Below are 17,473 nucleotides of genomic sequence, written 5' to 3' on the forward strand. Positions count from 1 at the left end.
CCACATCAGTTGATTTAAACGGCAACCGCCGACTCTTCGAGGAAGTCTTGGGCAAAGCGCTGCAACACGCCGCCGGCCTCGTAGATCGACACTTCTTCAGCGGTATCCAGACGGCAGGTCACCGGCACATCAACGCGTTCGCCGTTCTTGCGATGGATCACCAGCGTCAGGTCGGCACGCGGCGTGCGCTCGCCGATCACGTCGTAGGTTTCGCTGCCATCGATACCCAGGGTCTTGCGGTCGGTGCCCGGTTTGAATTCCAGCGGCAACACGCCCATGCCCACCAGGTTGGTGCGGTGAATGCGCTCGAAACCTTCGGCGGCAATCGCTTCCACACCCGCCAGACGCACGCCTTTGGCCGCCCAGTCGCGGGACGAACCCTGGCCGTAGTCGGCGCCGGCGATGATGATCAGCGGCTGCTTGCGTTCCATGTAGGTTTCGATGGCTTCCCACATGCGCATCACTTGGCCTTCCGGCTCGACACGGGCCAGCGAACCCTGTTTGACCTTGCCGTTTTCCACGACCATTTCGTTGAACAATTTCGGGTTGGCAAACGTCGCGCGCTGCGCGGTCAGGTGGTCGCCACGGTGGGTCGCGTAAGAGTTGAAGTCCTCTTCCGGCAGGCCCATTTTCGCCAGGTATTCGCCGGCGGCGCTGTCGAGCATGATCGCGTTCGACGGCGACAGGTGATCGGTGGTGATGTTGTCCGGCAATACCGCCAACGGACGCATGCCCTTGAGCGGCCGCGCCCCGGCCAACGCGCCCTCCCAGTACGGCGGACGGCGGATGTAGGTGCTCATTTCGCGCCAGTCGTACAGCGGCGTTACTTTCGGGCCGGTGTCTTCATGGATGGCGAACATCGGGATGTAGACCTGACGGAACTGCTCGGGCTTGACCGAGGATTTCACCACCGCGTCGATTTCTTCGTCGCTCGGCCAGATGTCCTTCAGGCGGATTTCCTTGCCGTCGACCACGCCCAGCACATCTTTCTCGATATCAAAGCGGATGGTGCCGGCAATCGCGTAGGCCACCACCAGCGGCGGCGAAGCGAGGAACGCCTGCTTGGCGTACGGGTGAATCCGCCCGTCGAAGTTGCGGTTGCCGGACAGCACAGCGGTGGCGTACAGGTCGCGGTCGATGATTTCCTGCTGGATCACCGGATCCAGCGCGCCAGACATGCCGTTGCAGGTGGTGCAGGCGAAGGCGACGACGCCGAAACCGAGCTGCTCCAGCTCCGTGGTCAGCCCCGCTTCATCGAGGTACAGCGCCACGGTTTTCGAACCCGGCGCCAGCGACGACTTGACCCACGGTTTGCGGGTCAGCCCGAGCTTGTTGGCATTGCGCGCCAGCAGGCCGGCGGCGATTACGTTGCGCGGGTTGCTGGTGTTGGTGCAACTGGTGATGGCGGCGATGATCACCGCGCCGTCAGGCATTTGCCCCGGCACGTCCTCCCACTGGCCGGCGATGCCTTTGGCGGCCAGATCCGACACCGCCACGCGAGCGTGCGGGTTGCTCGGGCCGGCCATGTTGCGCACCACCGAAGACAGGTCGAAGGTCAGACCACGCTCGTATTGCGCGCCTTTCAGGCTGTCGGCCCACAGGCCGATCTGCTTGGCATATTGCTCGACAAGTTGCACTTGCTGGTCTTCGCGACCGGTGAGTTTCAGGTAATCGATGGTCTGCTGGTCGATGTAGAACATCGCCGCCGTGGCGCCGTACTCCGGGGCCATGTTGGAGATGGTTGCGCGGTCGCCGAGGGTCAGTGCCGAAGCACCTTCGCCGAAGAACTCCAGCCATGCGCCGACCACTTTCTGTTTGCGCAGGTATTCGGTCAGCGCCAGCACCATGTCGGTGGCGGTGATGCCCGGTTGCAGCTTGCCGGTCAATTCGACGCCGACGCTTTCCGGCAGGCGCATCCACGATGCGCGGCCGAGCATCACGCTTTCAGCTTCGAGACCACCGACGCCAATGGCAATCACGCCCAGCGCATCGACGTGCGGGGTATGGCTGTCAGTGCCGACGCAGGTATCCGGGAACGCCACGCCGTCGCGCACCTGGATCACCGGCGACATTTTCTCCAGGTTGATCTGGTGCATGATGCCGTTGCCCGGCGGGATCACGTCGACGTTCTTGAACGCCTTCTTGGTCCAGTTGATGAAGTGGAAGCGGTCTTCGTTTCGACGGTCTTCGATGGCGCGGTTCTTCTCGAAGGCCTGCTTGTCAAAGCCGCCCGCTTCCACCGCCAGCGAGTGGTCGACGATCAGTTGCGTCGGCACCACCGGGTTGACCTGCGCCGGATCGCCGCCCTGCTGGGCAATCGCGTCGCGCAGGCCGGCCAGGTCCACCAGTGCGGTCTGGCCAAGAATGTCGTGGCACACCACGCGGGCCGGGAACCACGGGAAGTCGAGGTCGCGTTTGCGCTCGATCAGTTGTTTCAGGGAATCGGTGAGCGTGGCCGGGTCGCAGCGACGCACGAGGTTTTCCGCCAGCACGCGAGAGGTGTACGGCAGGGTGTCGTAGCTGCCGGGCTGGATCCCATCGACAGCCGCGCGGACGTCGAAAAAGTCCAGCGGCGTGCCGGGCAGGTTCTTGCGAAATTCTGTGTTCATCGGTCGGGACTCGGTCACGGTAGTTTCAAAGAGGGGGCGCCTGTGCCGGCGCCCTCCCCGATCAGCGCTGTTCGATTGGCACGAACTTGCGCTGTTCGACGCCGGTGTACTCGGCGCTTGGACGGATGATGCGGTTGTTGGCGCGCTGTTCGAATACGTGCGCCGCCCAGCCGGTCAGGCGCGAGCAGACGAAGATCGGGGTGAACAGCTTGGTCGGGATGCCCATGAAGTGGTACGCCGAGGCATGGTAGAAGTCGGCGTTGGGGAACAGTTTCTTTTGCTCCCACATGGTCTTGTCGATGGCTTCGGAAACCGCGAACAGCACCTTGTCGCCCACTTCGTCGGCGAGTTTTTTCGACCAGCCCTTGATTACCTCGTTGCGCGGATCGCTGTCCTTATAGATCGCGTGGCCGAAGCCCATGATCTTGTCCTTGCGCTCGAGCATGCCGAGGGTGCCCTTGATCGCCTCTTCCGGCGACGAGAAGCGCTCGATCATTTCCATCGCCGCTTCGTTGGCGCCGCCGTGCAGTGGGCCGCGCAACGAGCCGATGGCCGCCGTGACGCAGGAATACAGATCGGACAGGGTCGAAGCACACACCCGAGCGGTGAAGGTCGAGGCGTTGAATTCGTGCTCGGCGTAGAGGATCAGCGACACGTTCATCACTTTGACGTGCAGTTCGCTCGGCTTCTTGTCGTGCAGCAGGTGCAGGAAGTGGCCGCCGATGGACTGTTCGTCCGTCACGCAATTGATGCGTTTGCCGTCGTGGCTGAAGCGATACCAGTAGCACATGATCGCCGGGAACGCGGCCAGCAGGCGGTCGGTCTTGTCGCGTTGCTCGGAGAAGTCTTTCTCCGGCTCGATGTTGCCCAGGAACGAGCATCCGGTGCGCATCACGTCCATCGGGTGGGCGTCGGCGGGGATGCGTTCCAGCACTTCTTTCAGCGCTTGTGGCAGGTCACGCAGCTTGCTCAGCTTGCCTTGATAGTCGGCGAGTTGCGCCTTGGTCGGCAGCTCCCCGTAGAGCAGCAGGTACGCCACTTCTTCAAATTGTGCATCTGCTGCCAGTTCGCGCACGTCGTAGCCGCGGTAGGTCAGCCCGGCACCGGCCTGGCCCACGGTGGACAGTGCGGTTTGCCCGGCAACCTGGCCCCGGAGCCCGGCGCCACTGAGTACTTTTGCTTCGGCCATTGTTGTCTCCAATCTTGAATTTATTAGGGAGTACGGTTGCGGCTTACTTCTTCGCCGCAAACAACGCGTCGAGCTTCTGCTCGAAGGTGTGGTAATCGATGCGATCGTAAAGCTCCATGCGAGTCTGCATGGTGTCGATGACATTTTGCTGAGTGCCGTCGCGGCGGATCGCGGTGTAGACGTTTTCCGCGGCCTTGTTCATCGCGCGGAACGCCGACAGCGGGTACAGCACCAGCGACACGTCGGCGCCGGCCAGTTGCTCGGTGGTGTACAGCGGCGTCGAGCCGAATTCGGTGATGTTGGCCAGGATCGGCGCCTTCACGCGGCTGGCGAACAGCTTGTACATCTCCAGTTCCGTGATGGCTTCCGGGAAAATCATGTCGGCGCCGGCCTCGATGCACGCGGCGGCGCGATCCAGTGCCGATTCCAGACCCTCAACGGCCAGCGCGTCGGTGCGCGCCATGATCACGAAGCTGTCGTCGGTGCGGGCATCGACGGCAGCCTTGATGCGATCGACCATTTCCTGCTGGGTCACGATCTCTTTATTAGGACGATGGCCACAGCGCTTGGCGCCGACCTGGTCTTCGATATGAATCGCCGCCGCGCCGAACTTGATCATCGACTTGACGGTGCGCGCCACGTTGAACGCCGAGGCGCCGAAACCGGTGTCCACGTCCACCAGCAGCGGCAGGTCGCAGACGTCGGTGATGCGGCGCACGTCGGTCAGCACGTCATCCAGGCCGGTGATGCCCAGGTCCGGCACGCCGAGGGAGCCGGCAGCCACCCCGCCACCCGACAGGTAGATCGCCTTGAAACCGGCGCGCTTGGCCAGCAGCGCGTGGTTGGCGTTGATCGCGCCGACCACTTGCAGCGGATGTTCGCTGGCGACCGCATCGCGGAAACGCTGGCCTGGAGTGCTCTTGTTGGAACTCATGACTCACCTCGTTCAGTGGCTGTCTTGTTGTCGGCGCCGTCTTGGTAGTGACGGGCGATGTTGCGTTTCGAGGCGCCGATGTGACGGCGCATCAACAATTCCGCGAGCTCGCCGTCACGGTCGGCGATGGCATCGAGAATCCGGTGGTGTTCGGCAAAGGCCTGGCGCGGGCGGTTGGGCGTGGTGGAAAACTGGATGCGGTACATGCGCACCAGTTGATAGAGCTCGCCGCAGAGCATTTGCGTAAGGGTGCGGTTGCCGCTGCCCTGGATGATCCGGTAGTGAAAGTCGAAATCGCCTTCCTGCTGGTAGTAGCCGACGCCGGCCTGGAACGCCGCATCGCGCTCATGGGTTTCCAGCACCCGGCGCAGCTCGTCGATTTCTTCGACGCTCATGCGTTCGGCCGCCAGACGGCAGGCCATGCCTTCGAGGGATTCGCGGATTTCGTAGAGTTCGAGCAATTCGGCGTGGCTCAGCGACACCACCCGGGCACCGACGTGCGGTACGCGCACCAGCAGACGCTGGCCTTCCAGCCGGTGAATCGCCTCGCGCAGCGGCCCGCGGCTGATGCCGTAGGTGCGCGCCAGTTCCGGCTCGGAGATCTTGCTGCCCGGAGCGATCTCACCTTTGACGATGGCCGCCTGAATGCGCCGGAAGACGTTTTCCGAGAGCGTCTCGGAATCGTCGCCGTTGATCACCGGGGGATCGAGTTGATCCAGCATATTGTCGACACCTTCAAATCCAATGCGGCAAAAACTAGCGAATCAACCCGCATCAGTCAAAGGATAAATAGAGATTGTCGACAATCGTCTAATAAGCCTGCGTGTCAGCCCCAAGGGTTATAGACCGGTCCCGGCGCTGGCGCCATAAAACCACCGTGCTAGAATGCCGCCCGCATTTGCGAGTCATTTGCACGGCTTGTCATAAAAAGCTGATAGGCACACGAAGGCGCATGGGCAGACAGGATTTCCTGATGCCATGGCCCTGAACCGAGAACGGAACGCTGCTCGCCAGGATTTATGAGACTCAAGCCCTTCCCCACATTCTTTGCACTGTTTTGCCTGCCCGGCCTCGCTGCGGCGGGGGAAAAGACCGTGTACGGCCTCAACGAATACGCTGCCCTCGACGGGATCAACCTGGAAGTGGCGGCGAAACTCGACACCGGGGCGAAAACCGCCTCCCTGAGCGCCCGCGACATCAAACGCTTCAAACGCAACGGCGAGTCCTGGGTACGTTTCTACCTGGCCATCGACGCCGCGCATTCGCACCCGATCGAACGGCCGCTGGCCCGGGTCAGCAAGATCAAGCGCCGCGCCGGCGACTACGACCCGGAAGAAGGCAAGAAGTACACCGCGCGCCCGGTAATCGAGCTGGACATCTGCATGGGTTCGGCAATGCGCAGCATCGAAGTGAACCTGACCGACCGTAGTGCGTTCCAATACCCGCTTTTGATCGGCTCCGAGGCGCTGAAACGCTTCGATGCGCTGGTCGATCCCAGTCTTAAATACGCTGCCGGCAAACCCGCCTGCGCCATCGCCGCTCATACCGCCGAGTAATTTCCATGCGTTCTCTAACCTTCCACCTGAAAGTCCTGATCACCATCCTGGTGTTGCTGGGCGTTTCGGTTACGGCCTATCAGATTTTCGTGCTCGGCATCCCGGTGACCGAAGACGCCACCGACGACCTGTGGAACATCGACGCCAAGGTCGAGTTCGTCGCCAGCACCAAGGATCCGGTGAAGATCCAGATGTTCGTGCCGCCCCTGAGCCGCGATTACGTCAGCCTCAATGAAAGCTTCATCTCCAACAACTACGGCGTGGCGGTCAACCGCGTCGACGGCAACCGCAAGGTCACCTGGTCGGCACGCCGGGCCAAGGGCAATCAGACTCTTTATTACCGTCTGGTGCTGACCAAGCGTTACACCGCCGAAAAAACCAAGGTCAAAGGCCCGACCTTCCGCGACAGCATGGCCATCGAAGGCCCGGAAAAGATCGCCGCCGAAGCCCTGCTCGCGCCGATCCGCCAGCATTCGGCCGACGTCGAGACCTTCATTGGCGAGGCGATCAAACGCGTCAACAACGTCAACGACGACAACGTGAAACTGCTGCTGGCCGGCGATCCGTCGACGCCGCACAAAGCCAAGATCGTCGAGCTGCTGCTGTCCATCGCCCACGTGCCGGTGGAGAAAGTCCACACCATCCGCCTTGTCGCCGATCAGCCGCAAACCCCGGAACTGTGGCTGCGCAGCTTCAACGGCACCGACTGGCTGTATTTCAACCCGGAAACCGGCGAGCAAGGCCTGCCGACCGACCGCCTGCTGTGGTGGAGCGGTGATGAGAACCTGATCACCGTCGACGGCGGCAAGAAAGCCAATGTGACCTTCAGCCTGAACAACAGCGAAATGAACGCGATTCGTCTGGCCAAGCTGACCGACGAAAACACCGACGCCAACTTCCTCGAATACTCGCTGTACGGCCTGCCGCTGCAAACCCAGCAGACCTTCATGATCATGGTGATGATCCCAATCGGCGTGCTGGTGATCCTGATCCTGCGTAACCTGATCGGCCTGCAGACCCTCGGCACGTTCACACCGGTGCTGATCGCCCTGGCCTTCCGCGAGACGCAGCTGGGCTTCGGTATCCTGCTGTTTACCGTGATCACCGCGCTCGGGTTATCGCTGCGCTCGTATCTGGAACACCTGAAGCTGCAAATGCTGCCGCGCCTGTCGGTGGTGCTGACCTTCGTGGTGGTGCTGATTGCGGCGATCAGCCTGTTCAGTCACAAACTCGGTCTGGAGCGCGGTCTGTCGGTGGCGCTGTTCCCGATGGTGATTCTGACCATGACCATCGAACGCCTGTCGATCACCTGGGAAGAACGCGGCGCCAGCCATGCCATGAAAGTGGCGATCGGCACGCTGTTCGCGGCGTCCCTGGCGCACCTGATCATGACCGTTCCGGAGCTGGTGTACTTCGTGTTCACCTTCCCGGCGATCCTGCTGATTCTGGTGGGCTTCATGCTGGCCATGGGTCGCTATCGCGGTTATCGCCTGACTGAACTGGTGCGTTTCAAGGCTTTCCTGAAGAAGGCTGACGCCTGATGTTCGGTTTCTGGAAGACCTGGAAGGCCCTGGAAGCCCGGGGCATCATGGGTATCAATCGGCGTAACGCGGACTACGTGCTCAAGTACAACAAGCGCAGCCTGTACCCGATCGTCGATGACAAGATCATCACCAAGGAACGCGCGATCGAGGCCGGCATTCACGTGCCGGAACTGTATGGCGTGATTTCCACGGAGAAGGAAATCGACAAGCTCGGCGAGATCATCGGCGGGCGCAACGACTTCGTGATCAAGCCGGCCCAGGGCGCCGGCGGTGACGGCATCATCGTCATCGCCGACCGTTTCGAGGGCCGCTATCGCACGGTATCGGGCAAGATCCTTGCCCACGAAGAGCTGGAGCATCACATTTCCAGCATCCTCACCGGCCTGTATTCGCTGGGTGGCCACCGCGACCGGGCGCTGATCGAGTATCGGGTGACCCCGGACCAGATCTTCAAGAGCATCAGCTACGAAGGCGTGCCGGACATCCGCATCATCGTGCTGATGGGTTACCCGGTGATGGCGATGCTGCGTTTGCCGACCCGCCAGTCCGGCGGCAAGGCCAACCTGCACCAGGGCGCCATCGGTGTCGGCGTCGACCTGGCCACGGGCCTGACTTTGCGCGGCACCTGGCTGAACAACATCATCACCAAACACCCGGACACCACCAACGCGGTGGACGGCGTGCAACTGCCCTACTGGGACGGTTTCATGAAGCTCGCCGCCGGTTGTTATGAGCTGTGTGGCCTGGGGTACATCGGCGTGGACATGGTGCTGGACCAGGAGAAAGGCCCGCTGATTCTGGAGTTGAATGCGCGGCCGGGGCTGAATATCCAGATTGCCAATGATTGCGGGCTGACGTTGCGCACCCATGCGGTGGAAGCGCATCTGGAAGACCTCAAGGCGCGTGGCGTGACTGAATCGGTTGAAGAGCGGGTGGCGTTTGCTCAGGAGTTGTTTGGGCATATTCCGGCGGTCGAGGGCTGACAGCCCACGACGATCGTTCCCACGCTCCGCGTGGTAACGCCGACATGGACGCTCCGCGTCCACTGTGACGCGGAGCGTCACGGGATGCATTCCCACGCAGAGCGTGGGAACGATCAAACGATCAAGCGTAATACCTGCCGCCAATCTGCCAATCCCCGACATCCCCTCTAGGAGCAATTCCCGGAGGGGACTACAATCCCCACCCCGCCTCGATGGCCGATCTGCCCCGCCCATGTTGACCTGTTCCGTACACCCGCTGCCCTACCGAGCCAACCCCGCCGACTTTTTCGCGGCCGTCCGCCATGCGCCCGGCGCCGTGCTGCTCGACAGTGGCCGACCGAGTGCCGACCGTGGCCGTTATGACCTGCTCAGCGCCTGGCCGCTGGAACAACTGGCGGTGTTGCCGGACGAACACGGCGACGATTTCCTGCAACGCCTGCGGGAAAAACTGACCCGGTTGGGCGAGGCGCAATTGCCCGACGGGTACGAATTGCCCTTCGCCGGCGGCCTGATCGGTTACCTGAGCTACGACTTCGGCCGACATCTGGAAAACCTGCCGAGCCAGGCCCGGGATGACCTGCAATTGCCCGATGCGCGTTTTGGTCTGTACGACTGGGCATTGATCAGTGACCACCAATCGGCCACCAGCCAACTGGTGTTCCACCCCTCGGTCAGCGCCAGCGAGAAACAACGGCTGATCGATGTGTTCAGCCAGCCGGTGGGCACCGCACTGACGCCTTTCAAGCTGAGCAGCCCGATGGCAGCCGATCTCTCGGCCGATGAATACCGTAAGGCGTTCGAGCGTATCCAGCATTACATCCAGGCCGGCGACTGCTATCAGGTCAATTTCGCCCAGCGTTTCCGCGCGCCGTGCCAGGGCGATCCATGGCTGGCCTACTGCAAATTGCGTGAGGCCTGCCCGACGCCGTTTTCCGGGTTCCAGAGCCTGCCCGACGGCAACGCAGTACTGAGCCTGTCGCCCGAGCGTTTCGTCAAAGTCAGTCAGCGCCAAGTGGAAACCCGTCCGATCAAGGGCACCCGCCCCCGTGGCGCGACCCCGGCCGAAGACGCGGCCAACGCTGCCGAACTGCTGGCCAGCCCCAAGGATCGCGCGGAAAACCTGATGATCGTCGACCTGCTGCGCAATGACCTGGGCCGCACCTGCCGCATCGGCTCGGTGCGGGTGCCGGAGTTGTTCAGCCTGGAAAGCTATCCGAACGTGCATCACCTGGTCAGTAGCGTAACCGGTGAACTGGCGGAACATCGCGATGCGTTGGATCTGATTGCCGGCAGCTTCCCCGGTGGCTCGATCACCGGCGCACCGAAGATTCGTGCGATGCAGATCATCGACGAACTGGAGCCGACCCGACGCGGCTTGTATTGCGGTTCGTTGCTGTATCTGGACGTGCGTGGCGAGATGGACAGCTCCATCGCCATTCGCAGTCTGCTGGTGAAGGATGGGCAGGTGTGCTGCTGGGGCGGTGGCGGGATCGTCGCTGACTCGGACTGGCAGGCGGAGTATCAGGAATCGATTACCAAGGTCAGAGTCCTGCTAGAAACCCTGCAAAACCTTTAACCGTTGATCGTTGATCGTTCCCACGCTCTGCGTGGGAATGCAGCCCGGGACGCTCTGCGTCCCAAAGCGGACGCAGAGCGTCCATTGAGGCATTCCCACGCAGAGCGTGGGAACGATCATCAGGTGGCTAAAGGGATAAGTCGCGGTTCGAAGCTTTGAGAAACTCCTGCTTCAACTCGGCAAACGTATGCACCGCCGGAAACTGCGGAAACTCGCGAATCACGTTGTCCGGCGCATGGAACAGAATCCCCGCATCCGCTTCGCCGAGCATGCTGGTGTCGTTGTAGGAATCCCCCGCCGCAATCACCCGGTAATACAGGCTCTTGAAGGCCAGGACCGACTGACGTTTCGGATCTTTCTGACGCAACTGATAGCTGGTCACCCGACCGCTGTCATCGGTAATCAGTCGGTGGCAGAGCAAGGTCGGAAAGCCCAGCTGACGCATCAGCGGCTGGGAAAACTCGTAGAACGTGTCCGACAGAATCACCACCTGAAACCGCTCGCGCAGCCAGTTGACGAACTCCACCGCGCCGTCCAGCGGCTTGAGCGTGGCGATCACTTCCTGAATGTCCGAAAGTTTCAGGCCATGCTCATCAAGGATGCGCAGGCGCTGTTTCATCAGCACGTCGTAGTCGGGAATGTCCCGGGTGGTGGCCTTGAGCGATTCGATTCCGGTTTTTTCGGCGAAGGCGATCCAGATTTCCGGTACCAGCACCCCTTCAAGATCAAGACAGGCAATTTCCACAGGACACTCCATTTGTAATGTTTATTGAGCCGAGCGAGCCCGAACTCTAGCGGCTCGACCTGGAGCGCGCAACGCAGAGGCTGCCCCGGCGCGCGTTGCTTTTTGTTACCATCGCCGCCATATAGAGCGCCCAGCGCCACCGACCTGTAGGAAGCCGCCCTGATGAGCCCAACGTTCGACGTCGTGGAACTCGCCACGACCTATGCCAACAAATCCGCGCAGGACATCCTCAAACTCGCGTTCGCCGAGTTCGGCGATGACCTGTGGATATCTTTCAGCGGCGCCGAGGATGTGGTGCTGGTGGACATGGCCTGGAAGCTGAACAAGAACGTCAAGGTGTTCAGTCTCGACACCGGTCGCCTGCATCCGGAAACCTACCGTTTCATCGATCAGGTGCGCGAGCACTACAAGATCGACATCGAACTGGTCTCACCGGACTACACGAAACTTGAACCGTTCGTGAAGGAAAAAGGCCTGTTCAGTTTCTACAAGGACGGCCATGGCGAATGCTGCGGGATCCGCAAGATCGAGCCGCTGCGCCGCAAACTCTCCGACGTGAAGGCCTGGGCCACCGGCCAGCGCCGCGATCAAAGCCCTGGCACCCGCAGCGCCGTGGCGGTGATGGAAATCGATACAGCGTTCTCCACCCCGGAGCGCACCCTGTACAAGTTCAACCCACTGGCGCAGATGACCAGCGAAGAAATCTGGGGCTACATCCGCATGCTGGAGCTGCCGTACAACAGCCTGCATGAGCGCGGTTTCATCAGCATCGGCTGCGAACCGTGCACTCGTCCTGTCCTGCCGAACCAGCACGAACGTGAAGGCCGTTGGTGGTGGGAAGAAGCGACCCAGAAAGAATGCGGGTTGCATGCCGGGAACATCATCAGTAAGGCATAAGCATCGCTGTTGCCCCGTGGGAGCAATTCAGCTCCCACAGTGTTCACCGCCCGTCTTGAAAAATGTGTACACACGAATGTCACCAACGGTGCCATTTATGTGTGCACTTTTCGTTTCTGCGCCCTGAAAAGTTACATCAGGCTCCAAAAACACTCCCTCCCGGCGCCCGCCAAAATCCCTCCCGAAAAATAAATACCTGTTCGAACGGTCAACTTATATCGCCGGTATTTCAACGACTTGGTGTTCTTCAATAACTTTTCGAAATCAGCGGTGATTTTCATAGATCGCGGGCTGGCACAGATCTGGCTTTAGTGCATACATGTTTTGTATACAAAACCGCAAAACATGAACCCACACTTTCGATCCGCAAGCCTGAAGCGCCCTATCCCGTACAGGCTGCAGATGCCCCGAAACCAGTGATGTTTCACCGCCGCGACGAAGATCTGCCGAGCCCGAGCGCTCATGCACAGTCATCGCGACCCGGACATCAGGAGCCTGCCGGAATGCGTACGAGTCTCTCCAATAACAACATCGCGCTGAATCTGCCCGCCTCTTCAACCCTCGACCACAGCGTGGCCGGTGATGGCATCGCCGAACCGCTGCAATTGAGCCCGCGTCTGCACAACAGCGACCTCGCACCGACCAAGGTCGAAGGACGGCGTTGGGGCAAATACAGCATCTTTGCCCTGTGGACCAACGATGTGCACAACATCGCCAATTACTCGTTTGCCATCGGTCTGTACGCCCTGGGCCTGGGCGGCTGGCAGATTCTGCTGTCGCTGGGGATCGGCGCGGCGCTGGTGTATTTCTTCATGAACCTGTCCGGCTATATGGGGCAGAAAACCGGCGTGCCGTTTCCAGTGATCAGCCGGATCAGTTTCGGCATTCACGGGGCACAGATTCCTGCATTGATCCGGGCGGTGATCGCCATCGCCTGGTTCGGAATTCAGACGTACCTGGCGTCGGTGGTGTTTCGCGTGCTGCTCACGGCGATCCATCCCGGTTTCGCAGACTACGATCACAACTCGATCCTCGGCCTGTCGAGCCTGGGCTGGGTGTGTTTCGTGGCGATCTGGTTCGTGCAACTGGCGATCCTCGCCTACGGCATGGAAATGGTGCGCCGCTACGAAGCCTTCGCCGGGCCGGTGATTCTGCTGACCGTCGCCTGCCTCGCCGCGTGGATGTACACCCAGGCCAACGCGACCATTGCCTGGTCGATCCGCGAACCCCTGACCGGCGGTGAGATGTGGCGCAACATCTTTGCCGGCGGCGCCTTGTGGCTGGCGATCTATGGGACGCTGATCCTCAACTTCTGCGACTTCGCCCGCTCTTCGCCGTGCCGCAAAACGATCAAGATCGGAAATTTCTGGGGCCTGCCGGTGAATATTCTGGTGTTCGCCGGGATCACCGTCTTGCTGTGCGGTGCGCAATTTCAGATCAACGGGCGGATCATCGAAAGCCCGACCGAAATCATTGCGTCGATCCCCAACACGTTCTTTCTGGTGCTCGGCTGCCTGGCGTTCCTGATCGTCACCGTGGCGGTGAACATCATGGCCAATTTCGTCGCCCCGGCCTTCGTGCTCAGCAACCTGGCGCCGAAATACCTGACCTTCCGCCGCGCCGGGCTGATCAGCGCAACGATTGCTGTGCTGATCCTGCCGTGGAACCTCTACAACAGCCCGCTGGTGATCGTGTATTTCCTGTCCGGCCTCGGCGCCCTGCTCGGCCCGCTGTACGGCGTGATCATGGTCGACTACTGGTTGATCCGCAAAGGCCGGATCCACGTGCCGCAGCTGTACAGCGAACACCCGAACGGTGCGTATTACTACAGTCGCGGGGTCAATCTGCGGGCGGTCGCAGCGTTTATTCCGGCCGCCTTGATCGCGATCGTCCTGGCGCTGGTGCCGGGCTTCCACAGCGTCTCGCCCTTCTCTTGGCTGATCGGTGCCGGCATTGCCGGAATGCTCTACCTGATCATCGCCAAACGCCAGCCGCACTACGCCGACGTGGACGGTGAAGCCATCGCCGTCGAAAACGTCAGCCACTGAATCTTTTGGCGGCCCCTCGCGGGGCCGCAGAACCAACCGCAATAAGGACTTCCCATGCGCATTCTCGTGGTCAACGTCAACACCACCGAATCCATCACTCAGGCCATCGCTCGTTCGGCGCAGGCTGTCGCTTCCCCCGGCACCGAGATTGTCGGCCTGACGCCATACTTCGGCGCCGATTCAGTCGAGGGCAATTTCGAAAGTTATCTGGCGGCCATCGCCGTGATGGACCGGGTGATGTCCTACGACCAGCCGTTCGACGCGGTGATCCAGGCCGGCTACGGCGAGCACGGTCGCGAAGGTTTGCAGGAGTTGCTCAACGTGCCGGTGGTGGACATTACCGACGCGGCGGCCAGCACCGCGATGTACCTTGGCCACGCCTACTCGGTGGTGACCACGCTGGATCGCACCGTGCCGCTGATTGAGGATCGGCTGAAACTGTCCGGCCTGTGGGATCGCTGCGCCTCGGTGCGTGCCAGTGGCCTGGCGGTGCTGGAGCTGGAACACGAGCCGCAACGGGCGCTGGAAGCGATCGTGCATCAGGCGGAACTGGCGGTGACTCAGGATAAAGCCGAAGTGATCTGCCTGGGTTGCGGCGGCATGGCCGGGCTCGATGAGAAGATCCGTCAGCGCACCGGGGTGCCGGTGGTGGATGGCGTCACAGCGGCCGTGACCATCGCCGAATCACTGGTGCGACTGGGCTTGTCGACCTCCAAGGTACGCACCTATGCGACGCCACGGCCAAAAACCATCATCGGCTGGCCAGCACGTTTTGCGCGTTGAACCGTTCGGCGAGGCCCTGGGTTGAAAACTGCTCGATGACAAAATCGACGAAGGCCCGGGTCTTGCCCGGCAACAGTTTGTGTTCGGCGTAATAAATGGAGATGTTGCCGTCGTCGACGTACCAGTCCGGCAGGACCCGCTGCAACGTCCCCGCCTCAAGATAGCCGACGGCGAACGGCATGCTCACCAACGCAATCCCCAACCCCTGCGCCGCCGTGGCGCAGGCGGCTTCGGAATCGCTCATGGTCATTCGCGCCTTGAGGGTCAGCGGGCTGTGTTGTCGGGTGCGATGCGTCAATTGCCAGGAGCGCACGCGACCAGTCTGCGGTGAGCGGATCAGGATGCCGTCGTGCAGTGTGAGGTCGTCCGGTTCGCTGATCGGTGCGTACCGATCCAGATAATCCTTGGAAGCCACCAACACCCGATGCGCTGGTGTCAGCCTGCGCGCCACCACGCCTTGGGGCAGTTCGAAGCCACCGCCAATCGCTGCATCGAAACCCTGGCCGATCAGATCGACCTGGCGGTTATCGAAGTGCCAGTCCGGGTTGATCGCCGGAAATCTTTTCAGGAATTCCCCCAGCAACGGCACGATGTACAAACGGCCGAACACCGTGCCCATGCTGACTTTCAGCGTACCCGCCGGTTGGCCGCCGGCGCTGGCCAGATTGTTCACCGCATTCTGGATAGTGGTGAGGCTGCCGCTGACCTCACTCAGAAACAATTGCCCCGCTTCCGTCAGGGTCAACCGACGGGTGCTACGCTGGAACAGCCTCACGCCGAGGCGCGCTTCCAGTTTCGCAACACTCTTACCCACGGCGGCCGGTGTCAGGCTCAGGCGTCGCGCGGCCTCGGCAAAGCTGCCGACTTCGGCGCTGCGCACGAAGCATTCGATACTGCTGAAGGTTTCCATGGCCGCCACTCTAAACTTTTGGTTTACACAGACTATAGCAACCACGGTCTACCCGCCTATTGGCGAGGGGCAGATACTCGACACCACACCAAGGCAGCCTGCCTTGAAACTTCTGGAGATCGAACATGACCACTCAACACCTCAGCGGTAAAGTCGCTCTGATTCAAGGCGGCTCTCGCGGCATCGGTGCCGCCATCGTCAAGCGCCTGGCCGCTGAAGGCGCCGCGGTTGCCTTTACCTACGTCAGCTCGGCCGCCAAGGCTGAAGAACTGCAAAACAGCATCACCGCCACCGGCGGCAAAGCCCTGGCGATCAAGGCTGACAGCGCCGACGCAGGTGCCATCCGCAACGCGGTGAACGCCACTGTCGAAACCTTTGGCCGCCTCGACATCCTGGTCAACAACGCCGGTGTGCTGGCCGTCGCGCCGCTGGAAGACTTCAAACTGGAAGACTTCGACCAGACCCTGGCAATCAACGTGCGCAGCGTGTTCATCGCCAGCCAGGAAGCCGCCAGACACATGGGCGAAGGCTCGCGCATCATCAACATCGGCAGCACCAACGCCGACCGCATGCCCTTCGCCGGTGGTGGCGTGTATGCGATGAGCAAATCCGCACTGGTCGGCCTGACCAAAGGCCTGGCCCGCGACCTCGGCCCACGGGGCATCACCATCAACAACGTGCAACCCGGCCCGGTCGATACCGACATGAACCCGGCTCACGGCGAGTTTGCCGACAGCCTGATCCCGCTGATGGCGGTGGGTCGTTACGGTAAAGCCGAGGAAATCGCCAGCTTCGTCGCCTACCTCGCAAGCCCGGAGGCCGGTTATATCACCGGGGCCAGCCTGACCATCGACGGTGGTTTCGGCGCCTGATTGATCAGATAGTCGATAACGAAAAACGCCGCCCCTCCTTTGACAGAGGGGCGGCGTTTTTATGTCGGCGGTTTGATCAGGCCCAGTCGAGCGCCGGCAATCCGCATGCACTCGGCGTGAACGCTTTCAACGTACGAAGAATCCCGTCGGCGTGTGCGTATTTTTCATCGGCCATGGCGGCATCGGGAATGGCGATGGCAGTCATGCCGGCTGCTTTCGCGGCTGTCACGCCGAATGGCGAATCTTCGAACACCAGGCAATCTTCCGGCGCCACACCCAGGCGGCGAGCGGCGGTGAGGAAGATGTCCGGTGCCGGTTTGGCTGCGCCGACTTCCGGGTCGTCAGCGGTGACGATGAAGTCGAACAGCGCGAACCAGTCGCGGTGCAAGGTGGTTTTCTGACCGAACGACTGACGCGATGAGCTGGTACCGACCGCAATCGGAATGTTGTGCACCTTGAGGTGACGGATCAGTTCCTCGGCGCCCGGCATCGCTTGCGCGGTGGGAAAACGCTCGCGCATCAGCGGCTCGCGGATTACCAGAAACTCTTCGGCGGTGATCGGCAGGTCCAGCGCCTCAACCACGTAGCGCGCCAGATCGCCGGCGCCACGGCCGATGATGTTCTGCTTGATGCTCCAGTCGAAGGTACGCCCGTAACGCGCGGCAATCAGTGAGGTGACCTCGGTGTAGATGCCCTCGGTGTCCAGCAGCAAACCGTCCATGTCGAAAATCACGGCCTTGATCGGGCCAAACGCCTTCAGCGGTGCATTCATCATCGGATCCGTTATCAAAGACATCCCGAGCGGCGTGGATATCGCCGCTGCTCGG

The 17,473-nt window shown here is 61.4% G+C and carries 15 protein-coding genes; 8 read left to right on the plus strand and 7 right to left on the minus strand.

Going from position 1 to position 17,473, the window contains the following annotated elements; translation table 11 throughout:
* Positions 1 to 14 precede the first annotated feature (14 nt).
* From acnD to AC07Y2_RS10920, 4 genes are all read right to left on the minus strand, one after another.
* A complete protein-coding gene (gene acnD / locus AC07Y2_RS10905; RefSeq protein ID WP_103386415.1) occupies positions 15 to 2,609 on the minus strand; it encodes a Fe/S-dependent 2-methylisocitrate dehydratase AcnD in 2,595 nt (864 codons plus the stop codon).
* Positions 2,610 to 2,670: 61 nt separating this feature from the next.
* On the minus strand, positions 2,671 to 3,798 hold the full coding sequence (gene prpC / locus AC07Y2_RS10910) for a bifunctional 2-methylcitrate synthase/citrate synthase (protein WP_074687616.1): 1,128 nt from the start codon (positions 3,796 to 3,798) through the stop codon (positions 2,671 to 2,673).
* Positions 3,799 to 3,841: 43 nt separating this feature from the next.
* Positions 3,842 to 4,732, minus strand: a complete 891-nt coding sequence (prpB, locus tag AC07Y2_RS10915; protein WP_007951973.1) for a methylisocitrate lyase — start codon at positions 4,730 to 4,732, stop codon at positions 3,842 to 3,844.
* Positions 4,729 to 5,451 (minus strand): GntR family transcriptional regulator, encoded by a 723-nt coding sequence (locus tag AC07Y2_RS10920; protein WP_173892848.1) that lies wholly within the window; start codon positions 5,449 to 5,451, stop codon positions 4,729 to 4,731. The genes prpB and AC07Y2_RS10920 overlap by 4 nt, the downstream gene beginning before the upstream one ends.
* Before the next feature lie 300 nt (positions 5,452 to 5,751).
* Between AC07Y2_RS10920 and rloA the strand changes: the two genes are divergently transcribed.
* From rloA to pabB, 4 genes are all read left to right on the plus strand, one after another.
* Entirely contained in the window at positions 5,752 to 6,288 is a 537-nt protein-coding gene (rloA, locus tag AC07Y2_RS10925; protein WP_011333239.1) for a retropepsin-like aspartic peptidase RloA, read from the plus strand.
* 5 nt (positions 6,289 to 6,293) lie between these two features.
* Positions 6,294 to 7,829 carry an osmotic stress tolerance membrane protein RloB gene (gene rloB / locus AC07Y2_RS10930; RefSeq protein WP_039769978.1) on the plus strand — a complete coding sequence of 512 codons (1,536 nt, stop codon included), beginning with the start codon at positions 6,294 to 6,296 and terminating at the stop codon, positions 7,827 to 7,829.
* Positions 7,829 to 8,815 carry an alpha-L-glutamate ligase-like protein gene (locus tag AC07Y2_RS10935; RefSeq protein ID WP_103386416.1) on the plus strand — a complete coding sequence of 329 codons (987 nt, stop codon included), beginning with the start codon at positions 7,829 to 7,831 and terminating at the stop codon, positions 8,813 to 8,815. Before rloB ends, AC07Y2_RS10935 begins: the two co-directional genes overlap by 1 nt.
* A 232-nt stretch (positions 8,816 to 9,047) precedes the next feature.
* Positions 9,048 to 10,391, plus strand: coding sequence for an aminodeoxychorismate synthase component I (pabB, locus tag AC07Y2_RS10940; RefSeq protein ID WP_103386417.1), 1,344 nt, complete (start codon positions 9,048 to 9,050; stop codon positions 10,389 to 10,391).
* Positions 10,392 to 10,518: 127 nt separating this feature from the next.
* Here the strand turns inward: pabB and thrH are convergent, their stop codons facing one another.
* Positions 10,519 to 11,136 carry a bifunctional phosphoserine phosphatase/homoserine phosphotransferase ThrH gene (gene thrH / locus AC07Y2_RS10945; protein WP_011333236.1) on the minus strand — a complete coding sequence of 206 codons (618 nt, stop codon included), beginning with the start codon at positions 11,134 to 11,136 and terminating at the stop codon, positions 10,519 to 10,521.
* Between the two features lie 162 nt (positions 11,137 to 11,298).
* Here thrH and AC07Y2_RS10950 point away from each other — a divergent pair, with 162 nt between their 5' ends.
* The 3 genes from AC07Y2_RS10950 to AC07Y2_RS10960 all read left to right on the plus strand — a co-directional run bounded on the left by AC07Y2_RS10950 (position 11,299) and on the right by AC07Y2_RS10960 (position 14,864).
* Entirely contained in the window at positions 11,299 to 12,033 is a 735-nt protein-coding gene (locus AC07Y2_RS10950; protein WP_039769972.1) for a phosphoadenylyl-sulfate reductase, read from the plus strand.
* A gap of 503 nt (positions 12,034 to 12,536) precedes the next feature.
* Positions 12,537 to 14,081 carry an NCS1 family nucleobase:cation symporter-1 gene (locus AC07Y2_RS10955; RefSeq protein ID WP_085666666.1) on the plus strand — a complete coding sequence of 515 codons (1,545 nt, stop codon included), beginning with the start codon at positions 12,537 to 12,539 and terminating at the stop codon, positions 14,079 to 14,081.
* Positions 14,082 to 14,135: 54 nt separating this feature from the next.
* A complete protein-coding gene (locus AC07Y2_RS10960; protein ID WP_039769968.1) occupies positions 14,136 to 14,864 on the plus strand; it encodes an aspartate/glutamate racemase family protein in 729 nt (242 codons plus the stop codon).
* On the opposite strand, the gene AC07Y2_RS10965 is transcribed toward AC07Y2_RS10960, so the two are convergent.
* Positions 14,833 to 15,774 (minus strand): LysR family transcriptional regulator, encoded by a 942-nt coding sequence (locus AC07Y2_RS10965; RefSeq protein WP_103386418.1) that lies wholly within the window; start codon positions 15,772 to 15,774, stop codon positions 14,833 to 14,835. The two genes, AC07Y2_RS10960 and AC07Y2_RS10965, sit on opposite strands and share 32 nt — an antisense overlap.
* Before the next feature lie 125 nt (positions 15,775 to 15,899).
* Between AC07Y2_RS10965 and AC07Y2_RS10970 the strand changes: the two genes are divergently transcribed.
* Positions 15,900 to 16,646, plus strand: coding sequence for a 3-oxoacyl-ACP reductase family protein (locus AC07Y2_RS10970; RefSeq protein ID WP_039769965.1), 747 nt, complete (start codon positions 15,900 to 15,902; stop codon positions 16,644 to 16,646).
* Positions 16,647 to 16,722: 76 nt separating this feature from the next.
* On the opposite strand, the gene AC07Y2_RS10975 is transcribed toward AC07Y2_RS10970, so the two are convergent.
* Entirely contained in the window at positions 16,723 to 17,418 is a 696-nt protein-coding gene (locus tag AC07Y2_RS10975; RefSeq protein WP_103386419.1) for an HAD-IA family hydrolase, read from the minus strand.
* Positions 17,419 to 17,473: the final 55 nt, after the last annotated feature.

It is taken from the genome of Pseudomonas sp. GW456-12-1-14-TSB6, from assembly GCF_059424205.1.